Genomic DNA, 18,780 nt, shown 5'->3' with positions numbered 1-18,780 from the left:
CTCCTCCTACCCAAGCTGACGCTTTTCAATATCCTCTTTCAAATACCTGCCTGCATCGTCCGCTGAAAGATTCAAAACATACATTAGTTCACTTACCAGCATCTCTCGAGCCATACTCAGAATGGACCTATCATGAGAATTCATTTTCAAATTGTAGGCTTTGGAACAAATTATATCCCTGATGATGCCAAAATGATCATGAAGAAGCCCTGACTCGATCTTGGCCTGCAAAAAGCAGCGACGTTCAGAAGGGTTCAAAGGAAGTTGAGCATATTCTCCAAAAAATTGAGCTCTGGAACTCAAAAAGTAATCCACATTGGACAAAGGTCGGATACATTTTTGCAGTGCTCTCTGTTGCGGAATAAACATGCGAAGTCCTTGTTTAGGAAAATACAAGTTATAGGAACTTTGTAGGTTTTCCAAGTCATCTTCTTTCTCTACAGATTCGAGAATACATACACCATACATTGGATAAAAAAGAAGTTTTTTAGACTGTTCCATGAAAACCTCCACTGTTCTTCAGTCTACCTTTGCTCCATAAGAGCGTATAAACAGAATCGCCTGCTCTCTATCCATTCGCGCGCCTTTAATATTCAAAGTTTTCAAATCAATTCCTTCAAGATTGGCACCACGTAGATCGGCTCCCTGCAAGTTCGCTCTGCTCAAAGTTACTCTCGTTAGGTCAGAGTCTCTCAGGTCAGCTTTCGTCAAATCGGTATCAGAAAAATCTGCTTCATAAAAACGAATTCCTCTCAAATCCTGTTTCCCCAGCTTGGTATGCTTTAGATTAGTGTAGGACCAGTCTCCTTGACTCAAAGTGACACCGTCCATTTGAGCACCTGCAAAGTCCGATCCTGTCATTTTACAAGAGCTGAATTTGGAAACAAAAAGGTTGGCACCATTGAAAGAACAATTTTCAAAAGCTGATTCCGTATGCACAGATCCACATAGAGCAGCACCTTTAAAGTCACATTCAATAAAACGACAATGGCTTGTCTCGATCTCATCCAATGAAGTATGCATGAATGTACACTTTTTAAAAGTGCAGCGTACGAGTTCTCCATACCGCAAATCTTGTCCATCAAAATGAACAGCTTCATAATCCTGATCTTTGTATTGATACACTGTATATCCCCGCCATTTAATTGATTTTCAATTCTTATAAGTAGACAATCATGTTGAAAGTCTATAAGTAAATCTCAACTTTTTTTAATATATCATATACCTGTCAAGTACCTGTCTAAAATGGATAGAAAGTCAAGTCCATTTTTTTTGAAACCAATATGCAGTGGTTCAGTCTTCATTTTCACTTAATGCAAATAGACATTGAGTTCCTCTGTCTGCTGCATCGAAATAAAAACACTCCTGACATCAGTATGTCAGGAGTGTTTTAGTAAGGTTTAACCGACAGGTCGTAACTAAGACACCTGTCGGTTATTAATAAGGATCGTTTAGTATAATTGATTGCTATGTGTCTTGCTGAACGGGTGATGCTTCTTTACGAAAAACTGTAAAATAGAAAATAGCAAAGCCTATAATCCATATGCCCAAAATCAAAAAAATAGTGCTGAACATAATTTTGCTTTGTGCTCCTTGATTAAGTACGGATCCAAGAATAGACGTTCCGATAGCCCCCGCCATAAAGCTTCCCATCATATAGATACCCATACCAACTCCGGTTTGGTTGCCGCTTAATGTTCGAGAAATGGTGTTTGCCATTGTAATCTGAGCAAATGTTAATCCAGTATTCGCTAGAATTAAGATAATCGCAATCACGGCAGGAACCGCGTCCATAAAAATACCCAATATGAGGTATGCCATCACTTGGAACAAGAATGCCAACGAGAATACAAAGCGATTGCCCTTTGCATCTGCAATTCTTCCACCCACCAACCCAAGCAATGCAGCAATCAAAGCACCGGGAAACATCACGAGTCCTGTGTTCACAGAAGATAAGTGATGTATTGAGCTTAACACCTGCGGGATCAAATACGGAACACATAAATTAAGTGTAAGAATCATACAAGCGATAATCAACCCTATCGTATACCTTGTATTTTTAAAAAGTGTCGGTTCAATAAAGGGTTCATCCGTTTTGTTAATGCGAATGATGAATAATATGAATATTAGGATAGTAGCCGTAAAATAACTCCAGCTGTGTCCAGTAATGGAGAGTAGCAGCAGCGTAATTGAAGCTGCAAGCAAAATACCTCCTATGAGATCAGCTTTTCCTTTTGAAAGTGTTTCATTTATTAAATACCTCCTGAAAAGAGGGATTGTAATAATGACTAGAAATGAAATTAAAAATAGGTAGCGCCAGCTTGCAAATCCAATAACAAATCCAGCAATAATTGGGCCTATTGCCGTCCCTAAGGCCATTCCTGCAGAGGTAATCCCCAAAGCTTTGCCACGATTTTCGATAGATATATAGCGAATCGGGATCAACATGGATGATGCCGGGACAACAGACGCCCCTATGGATTGGAAGATTCTGCTCACAATAACCATCCAATAATTAGAAGAAAAAAAGCCGACAATAGATCCTAGCGCAAAACAACATAATCCAAAGGTAATCAGGAGTGGCTAGAATTCTGTGGAGCTGATCTCCAGTGAGTAATCGGTCTCCCTCTCCATTTTCCAGAACATAAGGGGCTGCGCTTCTCGGATTATGGCTCCCTTCAGGCAAGTTATACACTCCCCATTTAACAACATCTTGAAGGAATACAATGTCTGCTCTATTGGAAGCTTCAGTCATGTGATACAAGTAGCTCATGTTTCCAAGCCAGTCATAACGGATCCCATTCAGTATACGATTGATGATATAACCAGAAATTATAAAAATCCGTTGTCGGTTGATCAAATTTGCAAGCAATTTTTAATTAGCTCACGTCAATTTCAACGCAAATTTAAAAAAGCTAGCGGAATGACCTATACAAAAATGCTGCAGGATATTCGTATTCACGAGAGTTGTAGCTTACTATTAGATACCAGTTGGAGCGTTCAAACGATCGCACTTGAAGTCGGTATTCATGATATGAAGTATTTCTATCGAATTTTCAAGGAACGATGTGGATTGACCCCGCATGAATTTCGTTTTAATGCCTGTTCGAATATACAGTAATGCGAGATCTTATCTTCATATAGCAGAAAACAATAATAGCCAAGTCCAGCAGCGTGTCTCATTTTGAAAACTTATACTGCGAAATATCTTGATTCTCCATGAATAAATCTTGACCTCGTGTTAACTCCAGATATTATAATTAATGCGTTAAATGATCCCTTACGAAGGTGACGAGAGATGACAACAAATTTTAAAATGAAGGAACTTATGGATCAATTCCAAGTCAGTGAGGATACCTTACGGTATTATGAGAAAATGGGTCTTCTTCCTCCCGTGGCCCGAAAAAATAATGGACACAGGATATATAACAATTCACACAAAGAGGCACTTCTTATGATCAAGTGTTTAAAAAAAGCTGGGATGTCGCTGCAGGAGTTAAAACCTATGATCCAGCTTCAATTAGATGAGAGCAACATATCAAATATTGAATGGTACGATAGGCTTTACGATTACCAAAAAAAGATAGATCAGCAACTGAAAGAACTTCAGGAAATTAAGGATATGATTGAATTGAAATTGCAAACCGGGCAAAAATTTGGCCATAACTTTTTGCCACTTGAAAACCAAACTTAATCTGTTTTCGATACCTGATCGCTCTGCTTGACCTAGTGTTTACACCAGGTTGTAAGATGTGCATTAGAGTCCTTCCTAGGATTCCACATCATACAAAAGAGGAGCTTAAAAACATGAATAATACAATAGCAATAGGAAAAACAGGATTAAAAGCATTTAAACTTGGTTTTGGAGCAGGTGTGGTAGGTAATTCAATGATGTATCCAAAAGTCGATGATACTCTAAGCCGACAATTAATTAGGACTACCCTTGAAAAAGGGATCAATTTCATTGATACCGCATTTCTGTATGGAATGGGCCACTCTGAGGAGTTAATCGGTGAAGCCATCCGGGATTATGGTGGCCGTGAACATCTTGTAATATCTACTAAATCTTCTTCTAATACCCAATTTAATCAAGGCCATCTGGAAGTCGACAACAGTCCAGCTGCATTACGTAAGGCTGTGGATGACAGCCTGATGAGATTACAGACAGACTATGTTGACATTTTCTTTCTTCATTTTCCCGATAGCCGAACCCCGCAGGCTGAAGCTGCTGACACACTTGCAGAGCTGAAGAAGTCAGGGAAAATCAAAGCCATTGGCGCTTCAAATTTAAGCTTTGAGCAGCTTCAGGCTTTTAATGCTGATAAGCACTTGGATGTTCTTCAAGCTGAATACTCACTACTGGTTCGTCATGCAAAAGCCGACGTTATTCCTTATTGTCTAGAGCACGAAATTTCACTGATTCCTTTTTTCCCGCTCGCATCAGGTCTGTTGGCCGGTAAATATAAGAAGGATGATGTTTTTAATGACACTTCACGAATGAATAATCCTTTATTTCAAAAAGAAGCATTTCTCGCAAATTTGGAACGCGTGGATCGCTTCAAAGCATTCGCGAAAGACAAGGGTGCAGATCCTGCACAGATTGCGCTAGCTTGGCTATTAACGCGTCCAGCCGTTGATCTAATTATTCCAGGTGCAACCAAGTCTGATCAAATCGAGTCCAATCTTCAAACTCTGGGTGTTCGACTAACAAGTGGCGAGCTTAAGCAACTCGATATTCTTTTCAATCAAAATAACTTGTTTACAGAGTAACAGATTGTCATTGTTCTACATACACTTCCTAATACACAGAAAGGGTTCTAAAGTGAAAACTTTAGAACCCTTTCTACAGAAGTATTTATTTTGTAATCGTAATTTGTTTGGATGCAGTATTATAGTTCACCTGATACCCCGAAAGCTCGCTAATTACTCGTAATGGAACCAGTGTGTAGCCGTTAACAATAACCGGAGCTGTGATGTTCGTCGAATAACTTCGGGAGTTGTTTAACTCATACACGGCAAGGGTCGAATTCTTGACTTGAAGCACTACTTGTTTGCCGTCTGTAGGTCGAGTCAGAATGATCTTTTTGGTCGCCTTTTCATAATTTACCTCGTAACCTATCCGTTCACTGATAAAGCGCAGCGGGACCATCGTCGCCCCATTTATGATTCGCGGAGCCTGAGCCATCGTCGTAGCACGACCATCGACATAAGCTGATTTAGCTCCTGGTGTCAGGGTGAACGAAGTTGAATATGAGGAAACCGCATTGTTAGGGTATGAGGACGTTGTACCAGAAGTTGTTGTTGTAGAACTCGTCCCGGATGATGAACTACTGGTACCGATCGCTCTATTGCGAATAGCTTCTAACCGATCCAGCAAATCGCTTTTACGGGTTCCGCTCGGCAGATCACTGATTGCATCTCTGGCAGAACGCCAGTCCGAGGCATTCAGACTGTTTTCTGCAATTCGCATCAAATCTCTCGCTTTCTCATAATTCGATGAACTAGATGACGAAGAAGAATAGTAACCATCCGAATTCGTGCGTTCTGATATCTTTACACCGCTAGATTCTCTTCCATTACTATTGACAGTTACGACCTTAATCTCATACCAGCGTCCTTCTCGCAAATCCGTGATTTTATAGGACTCAGAGCTTGTAGTTCCCTCATAATCTCCATCAACATATATCTTCACCTTGTCGGCTTTACTCGGCATATCGTAGGTGATTTTGATCCAGGTGTCACTTTTGCTATCTACTTCAAGATTGGACACTTCTGACGAATTGGAGGACGTACTGTCCGTTGTGGCAGTCAGTCTCACACCGGAGGACAATGCACCTGTGCTTCGCTTGGACCTAATCGTGAACGAATAGGCCTGCCCTGAAGAAAGATTGTTGAATGTATAGGATGTTCCTGATGAATCGGTTACCAGTTGCCCGTCCTTATACAGACTGACTGTACTAATTCCGCTGGGTCTCGTCCAGGAAACAGTGACGCTATAGTTATTAACTGATGTCACTGAAGCTCCTGTCACTTCGGGCACGGTATCAACGCTGAGCGCTGAGGTCGTAACCGGAATACTGATTCCTCCAGAGATGTTGCCGGATTTGTCAATAGTCTTGACCAGAACTGTATAATTTGTGGAGGCAATCAATCCACTGAACGTATAGGACGTCCCTGTAGTTCGCTGCACTTCCTTACCATTTAAATAGATGATCGCTTGGCTCAGGTCAGCATCCTTAGGCAATATGTAATTTACGGTAAAAGCGTTATATCCGACATTCGTCGCTGTCAGCCCGCTTACCTCTCCTGGAGGTGTCTTATCTACAGGGACATCAATGGAAGCCGTTTTGGCCTGTACTGTCGTACCTTGTGATTCATCTCCGCTCTTATTCACCGTCTTCACTCGAAAGGTATAGGTCGTATTCGGCTGTAAACCGCTCAACATATAAGAGTTACTTCTAATATTATCTACATACACATCGTTAGTGACACCAACCACTTTTACATGGTCGAAATTAAGGTCCGACGGATTGGTCCAGGACAAATTTACTTTTGTTGTTTCTGTAGGAACCGCTGTCAGATTGCTTACCTCTGCCGGCGCGATATTCGCAGTAACCATTTGGCTCGACATTACTTTTAGCATTTGGTTGAGATAGGTGTTCTGACCATAACCTTTTGTTAACGTAGTCACTTTCGTGCCTGAAGTAACCGGCACATTACGACCTTGAGCGGTTGCTAATTTGGTATGTAACTGTGCTGTATTCAGTCCTGTCAGATTTGAGTTATGCCTCTCAGTCGGCAACGCGCTAGCCACTGCATCGGGGGCCAAAATGCCATATCCCGTATTTAAAATCAGTGTAGCCGTTGCGAACGGAGCCATCCATTGACGCAAACGTTTTTTATTCATGATCTATGCTCTCCTTGATACCAGTATGGAAATTTTATTTGTCAAAACTAATAAGTTAAGCTTATAAACCCTTCTGCTGCCATCCAGCTTTTAAAATTCACACTATAATGTACACACGTTCATTTAACTGTTATCGGAATTTGCATACAAAATGTTTAGACTTCACACTAGCATTTTTACTGATAGGGTCGCGTAAACAACATATGCTAAGCCTTCGAACTTGACCAGCTTAGTGTTTTTTCTTACTCCAAGCCATCTTTCTAAGCCCTATTGTTTGTTTCAACAATTTAAACGAAATTACGATTATCGTTTCCGGGCACGCTAAGCTGTGGTACGTTGGAATCAGCGAAATGAAGCATTGATGTGAGATACTTCAGTCATGTGAAAGCTCTGACATAACCTTGGGGTTCAGCTGTAAATATTCGATATATCGTAACTTTCTACCGTTTAATAACATTGCATTATAGGATATATTAAATTTTAAGCAATAGGAGAAGGAGGTGTATTATGTTCAAAAATGCCTTTAAGATGTTTGGTGTCATTGGTAATATTGAAGCGATTTCATATCTACTGCTTGTGTGTATCGCTATGCCGCTTAAATACGCAGCTGGAATGCCGCAAATGGTAAGCTGGGTGGGTATGATCCATGGGGTACTGTTCGTGGCTTATGTCATAGCTACTGTGGTCATGCTGATTCTGCGGAAAATAACGCTACTGCAAAGTCTTGCAGCCTTGATTGCATCGCTGTTGCCGTTTGGCCCCTTCATTTTTGATCGTAAGGTGCTTAAGAAAGCCGAAGCACGTGCCAGTCATACCAGCCCGATAAAAGCTACATAAGCATGTACAAGGGAAAGTGCCAACACAATAACGCGGCTTTCTCTTCCCACTCATGCAGCAGTATACAAAAACAACCGATGGCTCTAAACCACTCGGTTGTTTTTGTATACGCGAATTGTAAATTGTTACTTTCCCACAGCAGTAAGGGAGACCCTAACTTTGTCATTCTTTTCGTCCCTTTCTGCTATATTTATGTAATCACAACAACTAATCTCTCGGGTAATTTACACTCATAATATCCATAAAAGGAACTTTTTCTGTTTCTCCATTACTCTCCACATGAACCTTTCCCGTTCTCGGGTCCATTTTAACGATCTGTCCGCGGGTTGTTTCTTGGCGTCCCCATACGGTCAATACGATTTCGGATTGCTCACGTTGTGCTTCTACAAGCTGATTCCCGATTTCCTCCAGTACAAATTCATCCCGAGTAGGCCGTTTGGCTACCTTCGCTTTTGCCATTTGCTATCACCCTTCCTTTCGTGCAAAATCAAAATCAAATTCATTCCATTTTACCATACTTTTCATCATTTGGTGCTGGTAATGTGAGTAAAATTACGTCTCAGAACCACTAAAAAGCCAAGTTCTCAAAAACGAGAACATCGGCTTTTTAAAGTTGCTTGTTGGAGCTCATTAGGAGCGATTGAAAATCGAAGAGACAGGATTATTTGACCAACTGTGGAATGTAATCCACGATATTATAAATAGGAGCACTGCTCTGTTGCGTAACAGCCAAAATTAATGCACCTTCGAGCATCGAAATGATAAGTACCGCCAGACTGTGTGCCTTTTCCTCTGTCCAGCCCGATTTCTGAAGACGTTCCATATAAATGCGCTGCCAATCTGCAAATGTATTCACACAAGCATGACGTAGCGATTCGCTAATACAGGAAGTTTCAGCAGCAGCCCAGAAGCCAATCGGCATGAAGTCGTTAAAGCCGGTACGGTCTGCCTCCTCAGCTGTATTACGAATAAAATTCTGAACGGCTAGTACAGGATTATCGTTTTCGTCCAGTGTCTGTTTTAATTTTTGCTTAATAAATTCATTCCCTCTTCTTATGCACTCCAAAGCTAATTCTTCTTTACCACGCGGAAAATAATAATAAAGTGAGCCCTTCGGTGATCCACTCTCCGCAAGAATCTGATTCAGTCCAGTTGCGTGATACCCCTGATGAAAAAAGAGCTTCGATGCGGTTTGTACGATATTCTCGTATGATTCAGGTTTAGCAGCCATATACAGCATCCTTCATTATATATTATTTATAATTTACTTTGACAAAAAAATAACAACATGTTTATTATATATAGACCGATCGTTATAATTCAATACCCATTAATTTATTGGAGGAACAAAAACAACATGAGTACAAAGAGTCAAACGAGTTCACCCTCTGAACCCAAAACGTTCAAGGTGCTACCTATTATGATTGCCCTGCTCCTTAGTGGCTTTATTGGAATGTTCAGTGAAACGGCACTTAACATTGCACTGAATGATTTGATGCAGATTTTGCATATTACAACTGCAACAGCCCAATGGCTGACGACCGCTTACCTGCTGACACTCGGTATTTTAGTACCTGTATCGGGATTGCTGATTCAAACCTTTACGACAAGACAGCTGTTTGTTACATCGTTGCTGTTCTCAATAGCTGGTTGCCTCGTTGCTGCACTTTCACCTACTTTTTCAGTGCTATTGATCGCTCGTATTCTTCAGGCCATTGGTACAGCGCTGTTATTGCCGTTGATGTTTAACACCATCTTGATCATTTTCCCGGCTGAAAAGAGAGGCGCGGCTATGGGGATCATCGGATTGGTAATTATGTTTGCACCTGCGGTGGGGCCTACCATTGCAGGACTGGTACTGCAAAATCTGTCTTGGCACTGGATTTTCTGGATTTCTCTTCCTTTTTTGGTTCTCTCGCTGATTTGCGGTATTTTATTTATGCAAAACGTTTCAAAAACGACCAAGCCCAAAATTGATCTTTTATCTATCCTCCTGTCTTCCATTGGCTTCGGCGGTGTCGTGTTTGGTTTCAGTAAATCTGGAGAAGGTGGCGAAGGTTGGGCTAGCCCGATGGTTCTACTTCCTGTGATCGTCGGTCTGGTATCGTTGATACTGTTCTCTGTACGTCAATTGAAAATGAAGCAGCCAATGTTGAATTTGCGTGTGTTTAAATATCCAATGTTCGTTATCGGCGTTATTATGGTGTTCCTATGTATGATGACGATCCTTTCTACGATGCTGATTCTTCCACTCTTTTTGCAAAAAGGGCTGGCTCTGTCTGCTCTAGCAGCAGGTTTGGTACTTCTGCCTGGTGGGATTATCAACGGTCTCTTGTCTCCCATTATGGGCTCCCTATTCGATAAATTTGGTCCCAAATGGCTTGTTATTCCAGGCCTTGTGATTGTGGCCGCTGTTTTGTTTTTCCTGTCCGGCATTACAACAACTTCAACTCTCGTACTCATTATTGTGCTTCATAGTTGCTTGATGATCGGCATTTCCATGATTATGATGCCAGCTCAGACAAACGGCCTTAACCAGCTCCCTATGGATCTATACCCAGACGGAACGGCCATTATGAGCACGCTCCAACAAGTTGCTGGTGCTATCGGTACAGCCGTAGCGGTAAGCATTCTCTCGAAAGGCATGGACAGCTATTTGAGCCAATCCAGTATGCCTGAATCCGTAAATGAAATGGCTAATGCCATGGCAATCGGATCACAAAATTCATTTTTCTTTGCGATGATCATCAGTGTGGTCGGTTTGATCCTTGCGTTTTTCATCCGCAGAGTTCATGTTGAACATGGCACTGCCAAAGCACCCATGCATTAATTCATAAATTTTTTTCCATCCCAAATTAAAAATATCTAAATATACTTAAAGGCTGCTAACCATCTCACTATTGGTTATGCAGCCTTTTTTCATATGAATTTACATACACATTCATCAATTACATATTTACAAAGCTCCTTCATTTGGTTACGATATGATTTATGAATTAAAGCGTAAAAATTACGATTACTATTAAGGAGGATTCCCTGTTGTTTAAGTGTTCGTATTTTAAACTATTTATACCTGCGGTGATTGCGGTGATGATGGCAGCCTGCGCTTCATCTCCGTCAGCTTCACCCTCTCCATCTGCTCCACCACAAGATAAAAGTGTCACCTTATTGTTCAATGTGCAAAGCCCTTCTATAGATCCTCATTCAGATGTAAATTACACAGCTGTTCGTGCTGGAGTAAGTGAAACACTGATCAAAGTGAACAAGGATCTTAAGCTGGAAGCTTGGCTTGCAGAGAAATGGGACAGCAAGGACGGACAGCACTGGACCTTCAACATCCGACCAGGTGTGAACTTCCACAGCGGTAAAGCCGTCAATGCCCCTGCTGTCAAAGCCTCCTTGGAAAGAGCGCTAAAGCTCAATCCATCGGTCAAAAATGCGCTACATATCCGTGATATTCATGCGGATGGACAGATTTTGACCATTACGACAGACAAGCCTTTCCCGGAATTTGTGTCCGAGCTGGTTCATCCGAATACGGCTATTATAGACACAACAGCTACAGGTGAACTCCCATCAGGAACGGGACCGTTCAAGGTTGCCAGCTTCCGTGCTGGAAGTGAACTGAATTTAGATCGCAATGAACAATATTGGAACGGTGAAGTAAAGTTGAAACATGCTAAATTCATGTTTAACGAAGACGCCAATGCACGTCAGCTTGCTTTTCAAGCCAAAACTGCTGATATTGTGTATCGCCCGCCAATTGAAAGTCTGGAGCTATTGAAAGCTGATTCTACCGTTAAGGTTGACTCGCTTCCTAGTTTGCGAACGCATCAGCTTATTTACAATATGAACAATAACGATCTGAAAAAGACGGCTGTACGTAAAGCATTTGATAACCTGATTAACCGGGATGAGATCGCCCGTGGTATCATGTCTGGTCAGGGAACCCCTGCTCAAGGCCCGTTCTTGCCCAACTTTCCTTTTTCACCGGAATATATTACGAAACAGTTTGATTTGAATGCTGCCCGAGAAGGCTTCAAGCAAGCTGGATATACAGTACAGAACGGAAAAGTTGCGAACCCCGACGGCAAGCCGCTTCATCTTACATTACTAACTTACCAATCGAGAGCTGAGCTTCCACTCATTTCCCAGCTGATTCAGGCTAACGCTAAAGAACTTGGCATTACGATTGATATCCGTCAGGTTGATAATATTGACGAATATCTTGCCGCTCATCAGGATTGGGATTTAGCGACTTATAGTAGCATTACAGCCCCGCGCGGCGATGCAAGCTATTTTCTGAATGCGGCTTACATGCCTGAAGGAGCACTGAATTATGGGCGTGTGCATGTACCGGAACTCACGGGTATGATTTCACAACTGAACACCACCGTGAATGAGGAAGAACGCAACAAGCTGGCGCTGAAGGCTGTCACGCTGATTGACCAAGAAAATCTGCAATCCTTTCTGGTCCATCCAAACAACGTAGTGGCCTATCGCGATTACGTACATAACTGGGTAACTAGCCAAAGTGAATACTACTTGCTGACCCAGGACCTGGATGTGAACTAGCATGTTTAAATCCATCGCCAAAAAGTTTCTTGAACTGGTCTTGTTCTTTCTTATTCTTTCCTTTGTGAGCTTCTGTCTGCTTAAGCTTGTTCCGGGCGATCCCGTCCGGAGCATTCTCCGAGTCGACGATGTAGCTGTGTCCAATCAGCAAATTATGGATATGCGCAGCCAACTGGGGCTGGATCAACCATTACCTGTGCAATATGGTAAGTGGTTGGTTCAGTTGCTTCAGTTTGATTTTGGACAATCTTATTTAACCCATCGTCCAGTATTCACAGAGTTTATGGAAAAACTGCCTTATACACTGCTGCTTACCGGAGGGTCTCTGTTCATTATGCTGCTGATAGCTCTCCCGTTGGGAACGATGGCGGCGCTCTACCGTACCCGCTGGATTGACAGAGCCAGTCGTGTGTTTGCCTTAATCGGCTCCTCGATTCCCAGCTTTTGGCTGGGGCTTTTGTTTATCGAATGGTTTGCAGTTAAATTACGTATTTTGCCGTCTATGGGTGAAGGAACCGCTTTTCATTTGGTACTCCCTTCTCTTACCTTGGGATTGGCAATGGCGGCCGTTTATGTACGAATGATCCGCGCAAGTCTGATTGAAAGCTCGGGGCAAGACTTTATCAAAGCGGCGCAAGCGCGTGGAATCAGCCCCATCCGCATTTTTTTCAGACATATGCTCCGTCACAGTCTTGTTCCACTCATTACGGTATTCAGTGAGAGTATAGGCAGCCTACTGGGAGGCACAGTCGTGATTGAAGTGCTATTCGCCTATCCAGGGCTGGGCAAATGGATTGTGGATGCCATTGCTGCAAGGGATTACCCCATTATTCAGGGCTATACCGTATTTATGGCTGCATTCATTGTATGTATCAATATTTTGGTAGAGCTGTCCTACCGTTGGGTCAATCCTGAAATCGCTTTGAAGGAGAAACGTTTATCATGATAAAATCCGTACATGCGGAAAACAGGCAGCTCACCAGAACGCGATTGTCCAATACATGGATCGTGTCGCTCTCCATCCTGCTCATTCTTGCAGCAATTACAGTCGTTCCGTTTCTTGCTCCGCAAGATCCGTATCGTATCCAGATGGGGAATCGACTACAATCGATCAGCGCTACACACTGGCTGGGAACAGATCATTTGGGCAGAGATGTACTATCGAGAGTGATAGCTGGACTTCGGACGACTGTCGGAACCAGTTTATTGATTTTGGCCGTTTCGCTGGTTGTCGGGGTCCCTCTTGGTCTGCTTTCAGGGTTTATTGGAGGCTGGATGGATCGTGTATTCAAACGGGTGGTCGATGCCTTCATGACATTACCTGATTATATTTTTGCCATTGTACTGAGCGGTTTGCTCGGACCAGGCTTAGTAAATCTTATTTTCGCGGTGACTGCGGTAAAATGGGTTGGTTATGCGCGCCTGGTGCGTAGTACCGTTCTGGCTGAAAAGCAAAAGGATTACATTTCGTTATCCATACTGGCGGGTACCTCCTCCCTGCGGATTGTCATGCGGCATATTCTCCCCCATTCAATTGGGAATGTTCTTGTGCTGGCTACGCTGGATATCGGCAAAATCATTTTAATGATTGCCTCCCTATCTTTTTTGGGCTTAGGTCCACAGCCGCCAATTCCCGAATGGGGTACGATGTTGAATGAAGGACGAGCGTATTTTCAAATGGCTCCCCACCTGATGCTGGTTCCAGGGATAGCTGTCGTGCTAACAGTGCTACTGGCGAACGTATTGGGAGACAAACTGCGCGACCGTTATGATGTTAAAACCCGGACAGAGGAGTGAGCTGTACATGCTGACTATTGAAGGCTTAACGATTCGGACAAATGTAAAAACGATTGTAGAGCAACTGAAGCTTGCCGTTCGTCCGGGGGAATGGTGTGCTCTAGCCGGCGAAAGCGGTAGTGGCAAAAGCATGACGGCATTTGCTATCGGCGGCCTTCTCCCCTCTTCTGTTACAGCGGAAGGAATTATTGCGTGGAAGGACAATAATTTGCTGGATTTATCCGCTAAACAACGACGTTCTTTGCTTGGTAGTGAAATATCTTACATTTTTCAAGACTACCACGGGGCTTTCACCCCCTTTCTGCGTGTGGGCAGCCAACTGGACGAGCTGATGCGCGCCCATGGCAAACAAGATCGCAAGGCACGTAAGCAACGCTGTATCGAGGTGCTGGAGCGCGTACAGCTTCCCGCCGAGCGTGTGTACCGCAGCTATCCGTTTCAGCTCAGCGGCGGTCAATTGCAACGGGCAGCTATTGCGGCTGCACTACTACTGGAGCCGAAGCTGCTTATTGCCGACGAGCCTACAACTGCGCTGGATACGCTCACAGCTCATCGGGTGCTTCAGCTCATTGACCAAATCCGGACGGAGACGGGTATTTCCGTCTTGTGGATCACTCATGACCTGCGTCATGTACGCAAGTATGCAGATCGAATCGCAGTGATGCGCGAAGGTTCACTGGTTGAAACTGGTGAAACGCAAGCAGTGCTGAACCATCCGGCCCACCCGTATACTCGTCGTCTACTGGCGGCTATTCCACCGCTGTCTCCGGGCGCTCCAGCACGTTTGCCTTACAACAGCACTGAAGAACAGAACGCATTGGAAAGGAGCGCTTTACATGAATAATCAAGCCGCCTGCGCCCAGCAGCAAGACACGTCTAATGCTGTCGTGACCGTCTCCGGTTTGACGAAGGCTTACGCTGGAGGTAAAACGGTGCTGCAAGATGTTGCTCTATCGATCTCCCCCCGAGAATGTCTGGGTATCGTCGGGGAAAGCGGCAGTGGGAAAAGCACACTCGCTCGCTGTATTTTGACATTGGACCCGTTTGATCAAGGTGAGCTTAGATTGGATGGACAGTCTATCCGTGGGCTAAAGCGGAGCGAATTAAAACGGATTCGCAGCAGACTGGGTGCAGTATTTCAACATCCATCTGCGGCTTTGAACCCCAGACTAACCATCCTGCAATCCCTACTGGAGCCGCTGGACCAGCTTAAGTGCTATGTTCCTTCCTTTATGGCGGGTATGTCCTCAGAACGTCGAGATATAGCAGAACATTTGCTTGAGATGGTAAAGCTTCCAGCCAGCTATCTGGACAAGTTTCCACATCAGCTCAGCGGTGGGGAAAAGCAGCGTGTAACCATCGCACGTGCTATCAGCACAGAGCCGGATTTTATCGTATTGGACGAGCCAACAGCAAGTTTGGATGTGACCACACAAGCCACCGTTTTAAATCTGCTCAAGGATTTGCAGGATGAGCTAGGACTGGCTTATCTGTTTATCTCACATGATCTGGCGGCTGTGCACTTTATGAGTGATCGAATCATGGTCATGAAAGAAGGCAGTGTGCTTGAGCATTTTCCCAAAGAAGCATTATTTCATTCGGATCGCCATCCCTATACACAATCATTACTGGAGGTTTTTTCAACATGTTGCCTTCCCACCGAGCCTATCTTGCTTTAGCTATCCCTTTAATTATTTCGACGATTACAACCCCGCTGCTCGGTGCGGTGGATACAGCTGTAATCGGTCATTTAAGCCATTCCGCGTATTTAGGCGGTGTAGCGGTGGGCACTCTTATTTTTAATACTTTATATTGGTTGTTTGGCTTTCTGCGAGTCAGCACATCAGCTTTCACGGCACAAGCCGCAGGGGCACAAAATAACGACCAGGGCATAGCTGCTCTCATGCGCCCACTGGCCATTGCTTTACTCATTGGTGCGGTATTCATTGTGTTGCAAAAGCCAATTCTGCTGGCTTCTCTTCAGCTAATCCATCCGGCGCAGGATGTGGCGGCGCAGGCAGCGATTTATTTTAACATTCGTATTTGGGGAGCCCCTCTAACATTGGTGAACTATGTGCTGCTCGGCTGGCTGATGGGATTGTCCCGTGTGAAGGCTACATTGTTTTTGCAAATTTCAATGAACGTAATCAATATGGTATTAGCTATTGTATTTACACAGATGATGCATTGGAATGTCACGGGTGTGGCAAGCGCTACTCTGATTGCGGAAATTCTTGCATGTGTATTGGGTCTGGCGCTAGTGTTCCGCTCATCGATTTGGAGGGAATGGAAGCAAAGCGGACAGATGAATTGGCGAGGTTGGTTTGGAGCTTCAGAGTTGAAAAATGTCATGGCGACAAACCTTGATCTCATGATTCGCACAGCCTGTCTGCTGACAATGTTTAATCTGTTTACGGCACGCAGTGCGAGCTTTGGAACCGATCAGTTGGCGGCGAACGCTATTTTGTTGCAGATCCATTATATTATGGCTTACTTTTTTGATGGGTTCGCCAACGCCAGTAGCATTATGACGGGTCAGGCTAGGGGTGCCGGGGATCGTAAAATGCTGCAAAGGGTTATTCACTTGTCCTGGTTCTGGACACTGGTGACCAGCGTAGTGACGGGAGGATTGTATTTCGCACTGAAAGAGCCGCTTATCTCGCTATTTACGGATAATGCTACAGTGATTAACCTTACAGGCCCTTATAATGGATGGCTTGTGGTCTTTCCGCTGGCAGCCGGACTGGGACTGGTGTTCTACGGTGTGTTTACGGGGATGACAGTAACGTATCCGATCCGTAATTCGATGCTGATCTCATTGCTCTGCTTTTTGATCGCTCTCTTCTGGTGCGTTCCCCATTATGGGAATCACGGACTTTGGCTGTCCTTTATTGTATTTGCCCTAGGACGGTCGCTGTTTCTTGTAATCTATTTACCTCGCTTGCAGAGGATATAGCAGCACCTGATTTACATCGCTCTCAAAACAAAGGATGTCCCATCCACCATGTACGTGGTGTTGGGACATCCTTTTATTATATATTCATACGGCTTTCAGGTTAGAGTTTGCAGATACCTCTACTCGCCTTGAGGAACGGTCAAGCCCAAACCTTCGGCTACACGACGTCCATATTCAGGATCAGCTTTATAAAAATGACCGATCTGACGCAGTTTGATTTCATCACTTTCTACGGGCTTCATCGCATTTACGATGTTTCGGACCAGACGTGCACGCTCTTCTTCACTGAGCAAGCGGTACAGGTCGCCTGGCTGTGTGTAGTGATCATGATGATCGTAGGCTACACTTTGAGCTTCGCCAGACACTTCAAAAGGAGCAATTTTGTGCGCAGGTGATTCTTTGGGTCCACCGAGACTATTAGGCTCGTAATAAACAGATCCTCCGCCATTGCTGTCACTGCGTAATGCACCATCGCGTTGGTAGTTGTGTACTTCTGCATGCGGACGGTTGATCGGCAACGAATTATGATTTGCACCTACACGGTAGCGATGTGCGTCGCCGTAGGCAAACAGGCGTCCTTGCAGCATTTTATCCGGGGATGCTTCAATTCCAGGAACAAATGAACCCGGAGAGAATGTCGCCTGCTCTACCTCAGCAAAGTAGTTCTCAGGATTGCGATTCAGCACCATGCGCCCAACCTCAATCAGCGGATAATCCTTTTGAGACCATACTTTTGTCACATCAAATGGATCAAAGCGGTACGTATCTGCATCTTCTACCGGCATAATCTGCACATGAAGTTTCCATGCAGGAAAATCACCTTTTTTGATGGCATTAAACAAGTCTTCTGTATGATAATCCGGATTTTCACCGGCAATTTTCGCAGCCAAATCCACATCAAGATTTTGCACACCTTGCTCCGTTTTAAAATGATATTTCACCCATACTGCCTGTCCTTCGGCGTTGACCCACTTGAACGTGTGACTACCGAAACCATGCATATGTCTAAGTGTAGCTGGAATACCGCGGTCAGACATAAGGATACTTACCTGATGCAGCGATTCAGGAGATAAGGACCAGAAATCCCAGACCGCATTCGGGTTTTTCAGATGAGTTTGGGGATGACGTTTTTGCGTATGAATAAAGTCAGGAAATTTAATGGCATCCCGAATAAAAAACACAGGTGTATTATTGCCCACGAGATCATAGTTGCCTTCTTCTGTATAAAACTTCACCGCAAAACCACGCGGGTCGCGTACAGTATCGGACGAGCCCAGCTCACCCGCCACAGTCGAAAAGCGAATAAACATCGGTGTACGCTTGCCCACCTCAGACAAGAAGCTTGCTTTTGTAAATGCAGACAAATCATTAGTGACTTCAAAATATCCGTGCGCCCCTGCACCTTTTGCATGAACGACACGTTCCGGCACACGCTCCCGGTTAAAATGCGCCAATTTCTCCAGCAGATGCACATCCTGAATTAGTGCGGGACCCCGTGAGCCTGCTGTGATCGAATTTTGATTATCTCCAACAGGAGCGCCCCAGCTTGTAGTCAGGTTCGTTGGTTGGTTACTCATGATTGACATCACCTCTTGAATGAATTGGTTGACTATGTGCCTTTCACTATAAATTGTGCACAAACAAAAATCAATACTTTTTTATAATTATTACAATTTAGGATTTAGAATTAGTTTAAAATCATAAACAA

The 18,780-nt window shown here is 43.9% G+C and carries 18 protein-coding genes; 11 read left to right on the top strand and 7 right to left on the bottom strand.

All coding sequences use genetic code 11. The features are described from left to right. Positions 1-6 precede the first annotated feature (6 nt). The 3 genes from NSQ58_RS15350 to NSQ58_RS15340 form a co-directional block, all read right to left on the bottom strand. Complete coding sequence (locus NSQ58_RS15350) at positions 7-501, bottom strand: hypothetical protein (protein ID WP_341057677.1); 495 nt, start codon at positions 499-501, stop codon at positions 7-9. 18 nt (positions 502-519) lie between these two features. Further along, positions 520-1,125, bottom strand: coding sequence for a pentapeptide repeat-containing protein (locus NSQ58_RS15345; protein ID WP_341057675.1), 606 nt, complete (start codon positions 1,123-1,125; stop codon positions 520-522). Between the two features lie 342 nt (positions 1,126-1,467). Then, positions 1,468-2,538 (bottom strand): MFS transporter, encoded by a 1,071-nt coding sequence (locus NSQ58_RS15340; protein ID WP_233903901.1) that lies wholly within the window; start codon positions 2,536-2,538, stop codon positions 1,468-1,470. A gap of 217 nt (positions 2,539-2,755) precedes the next feature. Here NSQ58_RS15340 and NSQ58_RS15330 point away from each other — a divergent pair, with 217 nt between their 5' ends. The 3 genes from NSQ58_RS15330 to NSQ58_RS15320 all read left to right on the top strand — a co-directional run bounded on the left by NSQ58_RS15330 (position 2,756) and on the right by NSQ58_RS15320 (position 4,770). Next, the gene (locus NSQ58_RS15330; RefSeq protein ID WP_231517191.1) at positions 2,756-3,121 is read left to right on the top strand and encodes a helix-turn-helix transcriptional regulator; all 366 of its coding nucleotides are present in this window, start codon (positions 2,756-2,758) and stop codon (positions 3,119-3,121) included. Between the two features lie 177 nt (positions 3,122-3,298). Further along, positions 3,299-3,694 (top strand): MerR family transcriptional regulator, encoded by a 396-nt coding sequence (locus NSQ58_RS15325; RefSeq protein WP_053325535.1) that lies wholly within the window; start codon positions 3,299-3,301, stop codon positions 3,692-3,694. Positions 3,695-3,807: 113 nt separating this feature from the next. After that, positions 3,808-4,770: an aldo/keto reductase gene (locus NSQ58_RS15320; RefSeq protein WP_053325536.1), complete on the top strand. Its 963-nt coding sequence runs from the start codon at positions 3,808-3,810 to the stop codon at positions 4,768-4,770. Between the two features lie 85 nt (positions 4,771-4,855). Here the strand turns inward: NSQ58_RS15320 and NSQ58_RS15315 are convergent, their stop codons facing one another. After that, positions 4,856-6,907: a stalk domain-containing protein gene (locus NSQ58_RS15315; protein ID WP_023988843.1), complete on the bottom strand. Its 2,052-nt coding sequence runs from the start codon at positions 6,905-6,907 to the stop codon at positions 4,856-4,858. A 507-nt stretch (positions 6,908-7,414) separates the two neighbouring features. Between NSQ58_RS15315 and NSQ58_RS15310 the strand changes: the two genes are divergently transcribed. After that, positions 7,415-7,744: a DUF3817 domain-containing protein gene (locus tag NSQ58_RS15310; RefSeq protein WP_023988844.1), complete on the top strand. Its 330-nt coding sequence runs from the start codon at positions 7,415-7,417 to the stop codon at positions 7,742-7,744. Positions 7,745-7,951: 207 nt separating this feature from the next. Here NSQ58_RS15310 and NSQ58_RS15305 read toward each other — a convergent pair whose 3' ends face one another. Beyond that, positions 7,952-8,203 (bottom strand): YolD-like family protein, encoded by a 252-nt coding sequence (locus NSQ58_RS15305; RefSeq protein WP_023988845.1) that lies wholly within the window; start codon positions 8,201-8,203, stop codon positions 7,952-7,954. A gap of 202 nt (positions 8,204-8,405) precedes the next feature. Then, positions 8,406-8,975 (bottom strand): TetR/AcrR family transcriptional regulator, encoded by a 570-nt coding sequence (locus NSQ58_RS15300; RefSeq protein WP_341057673.1) that lies wholly within the window; start codon positions 8,973-8,975, stop codon positions 8,406-8,408. Between the two features lie 126 nt (positions 8,976-9,101). Between NSQ58_RS15300 and NSQ58_RS15295 the strand changes: the two genes are divergently transcribed. The 7 genes from NSQ58_RS15295 (at position 9,102) to NSQ58_RS15265 (ending at position 17,072) form a co-directional block, all read left to right on the top strand. Further along, on the top strand, positions 9,102-10,574 hold the full coding sequence (locus NSQ58_RS15295) for a DHA2 family efflux MFS transporter permease subunit (protein WP_053325537.1): 1,473 nt from the start codon (positions 9,102-9,104) through the stop codon (positions 10,572-10,574). A 209-nt stretch (positions 10,575-10,783) separates the two neighbouring features. Continuing rightward, entirely contained in the window at positions 10,784-12,319 is a 1,536-nt protein-coding gene (nikA, locus tag NSQ58_RS15290; protein ID WP_341057672.1) for a nickel ABC transporter substrate-binding protein, read from the top strand. Position 12,320: 1 nt separating this feature from the next. Continuing rightward, on the top strand, positions 12,321-13,265 hold the full coding sequence (gene nikB, locus NSQ58_RS15285; protein ID WP_068938781.1) for a nickel ABC transporter permease: 945 nt from the start codon (positions 12,321-12,323) through the stop codon (positions 13,263-13,265). Further along, a complete protein-coding gene (gene nikC / locus NSQ58_RS15280) occupies positions 13,262-14,116 on the top strand; it encodes a nickel transporter permease (RefSeq protein WP_068938780.1) in 855 nt (284 codons plus the stop codon). The genes nikB and nikC overlap by 4 nt, the downstream gene beginning before the upstream one ends. Before the next feature lie 7 nt (positions 14,117-14,123). After that, positions 14,124-14,960: an ABC transporter ATP-binding protein gene (locus NSQ58_RS15275; RefSeq protein ID WP_341057670.1), complete on the top strand. Its 837-nt coding sequence runs from the start codon at positions 14,124-14,126 to the stop codon at positions 14,958-14,960. Then, complete coding sequence (locus NSQ58_RS15270) at positions 14,953-15,795, top strand: ABC transporter ATP-binding protein (protein WP_341057669.1); 843 nt, start codon at positions 14,953-14,955, stop codon at positions 15,793-15,795. Before NSQ58_RS15275 ends, NSQ58_RS15270 begins: the two co-directional genes overlap by 8 nt. Next, a complete protein-coding gene (locus tag NSQ58_RS15265) occupies positions 15,762-17,072 on the top strand; it encodes an MATE family efflux transporter (RefSeq protein ID WP_023988853.1) in 1,311 nt (436 codons plus the stop codon). Before NSQ58_RS15270 ends, NSQ58_RS15265 begins: the two co-directional genes overlap by 34 nt. Before the next feature lie 119 nt (positions 17,073-17,191). Here NSQ58_RS15265 and katA read toward each other — a convergent pair whose 3' ends face one another. After that, positions 17,192-18,649 carry a catalase KatA gene (katA, locus tag NSQ58_RS15260; protein ID WP_028541635.1) on the bottom strand — a complete coding sequence of 486 codons (1,458 nt, stop codon included), beginning with the start codon at positions 18,647-18,649 and terminating at the stop codon, positions 17,192-17,194. Positions 18,650-18,780 lie beyond the last annotated feature (131 nt).

It is taken from the genome of Paenibacillus sp. FSL M7-0134 (genome assembly GCF_038007865.1).
Classification (GTDB): Bacteria; Bacillota; Bacilli; order Paenibacillales; family Paenibacillaceae; genus Paenibacillus; species Paenibacillus polymyxa_B.
This window is presented reverse-complemented; position numbering and strand designations above follow the sequence as displayed.

Bases quoted from the DNA above. Each gene is read 5' to 3' on its own strand.
- NSQ58_RS15325 (WP_053325535.1), top strand. From the start codon at position 3,299: ATGACAACAAATTTTAAAATGAAGGAACTTATGGATCAATTCCAAGTC.
- NSQ58_RS15270 (WP_341057669.1), top strand. From the start codon at position 14,953: ATGAATAATCAAGCCGCCTGCGCCCAGCAGCAAGACACGTCTAATGCT.
- NSQ58_RS15315 (WP_023988843.1), bottom strand. From the start codon at position 6,907: ATGAATAAAAAACGTTTGCGTCAATGGATGGCTCCGTTCGCAACGGCT.
- nikB (WP_068938781.1), top strand. From the start codon at position 12,321: ATGTTTAAATCCATCGCCAAAAAGTTTCTTGAACTGGTCTTGTTCTTT.
- NSQ58_RS15265 (WP_023988853.1), top strand. From the start codon at position 15,762: ATGTTGCCTTCCCACCGAGCCTATCTTGCTTTAGCTATCCCTTTAATT.
- katA (WP_028541635.1), bottom strand. From the start codon at position 18,649: ATGAGTAACCAACCAACGAACCTGACTACAAGCTGGGGCGCTCCTGTT.
- NSQ58_RS15275 (WP_341057670.1), top strand. From the start codon at position 14,124: ATGCTGACTATTGAAGGCTTAACGATTCGGACAAATGTAAAAACGATT.
- NSQ58_RS15310 (WP_023988844.1), top strand. From the start codon at position 7,415: ATGTTCAAAAATGCCTTTAAGATGTTTGGTGTCATTGGTAATATTGAA.
- NSQ58_RS15320 (WP_053325536.1), top strand. From the start codon at position 3,808: ATGAATAATACAATAGCAATAGGAAAAACAGGATTAAAAGCATTTAAA.
- nikC (WP_068938780.1), top strand. From the start codon at position 13,262: ATGATAAAATCCGTACATGCGGAAAACAGGCAGCTCACCAGAACGCGA.
- NSQ58_RS15350 (WP_341057677.1), bottom strand. From the start codon at position 501: ATGGAACAGTCTAAAAAACTTCTTTTTTATCCAATGTATGGTGTATGT.
- NSQ58_RS15305 (WP_023988845.1), bottom strand. From the start codon at position 8,203: ATGGCAAAAGCGAAGGTAGCCAAACGGCCTACTCGGGATGAATTTGTA.
- NSQ58_RS15300 (WP_341057673.1), bottom strand. From the start codon at position 8,975: ATGGCTGCTAAACCTGAATCATACGAGAATATCGTACAAACCGCATCG.
- NSQ58_RS15295 (WP_053325537.1), top strand. From the start codon at position 9,102: ATGAGTACAAAGAGTCAAACGAGTTCACCCTCTGAACCCAAAACGTTC.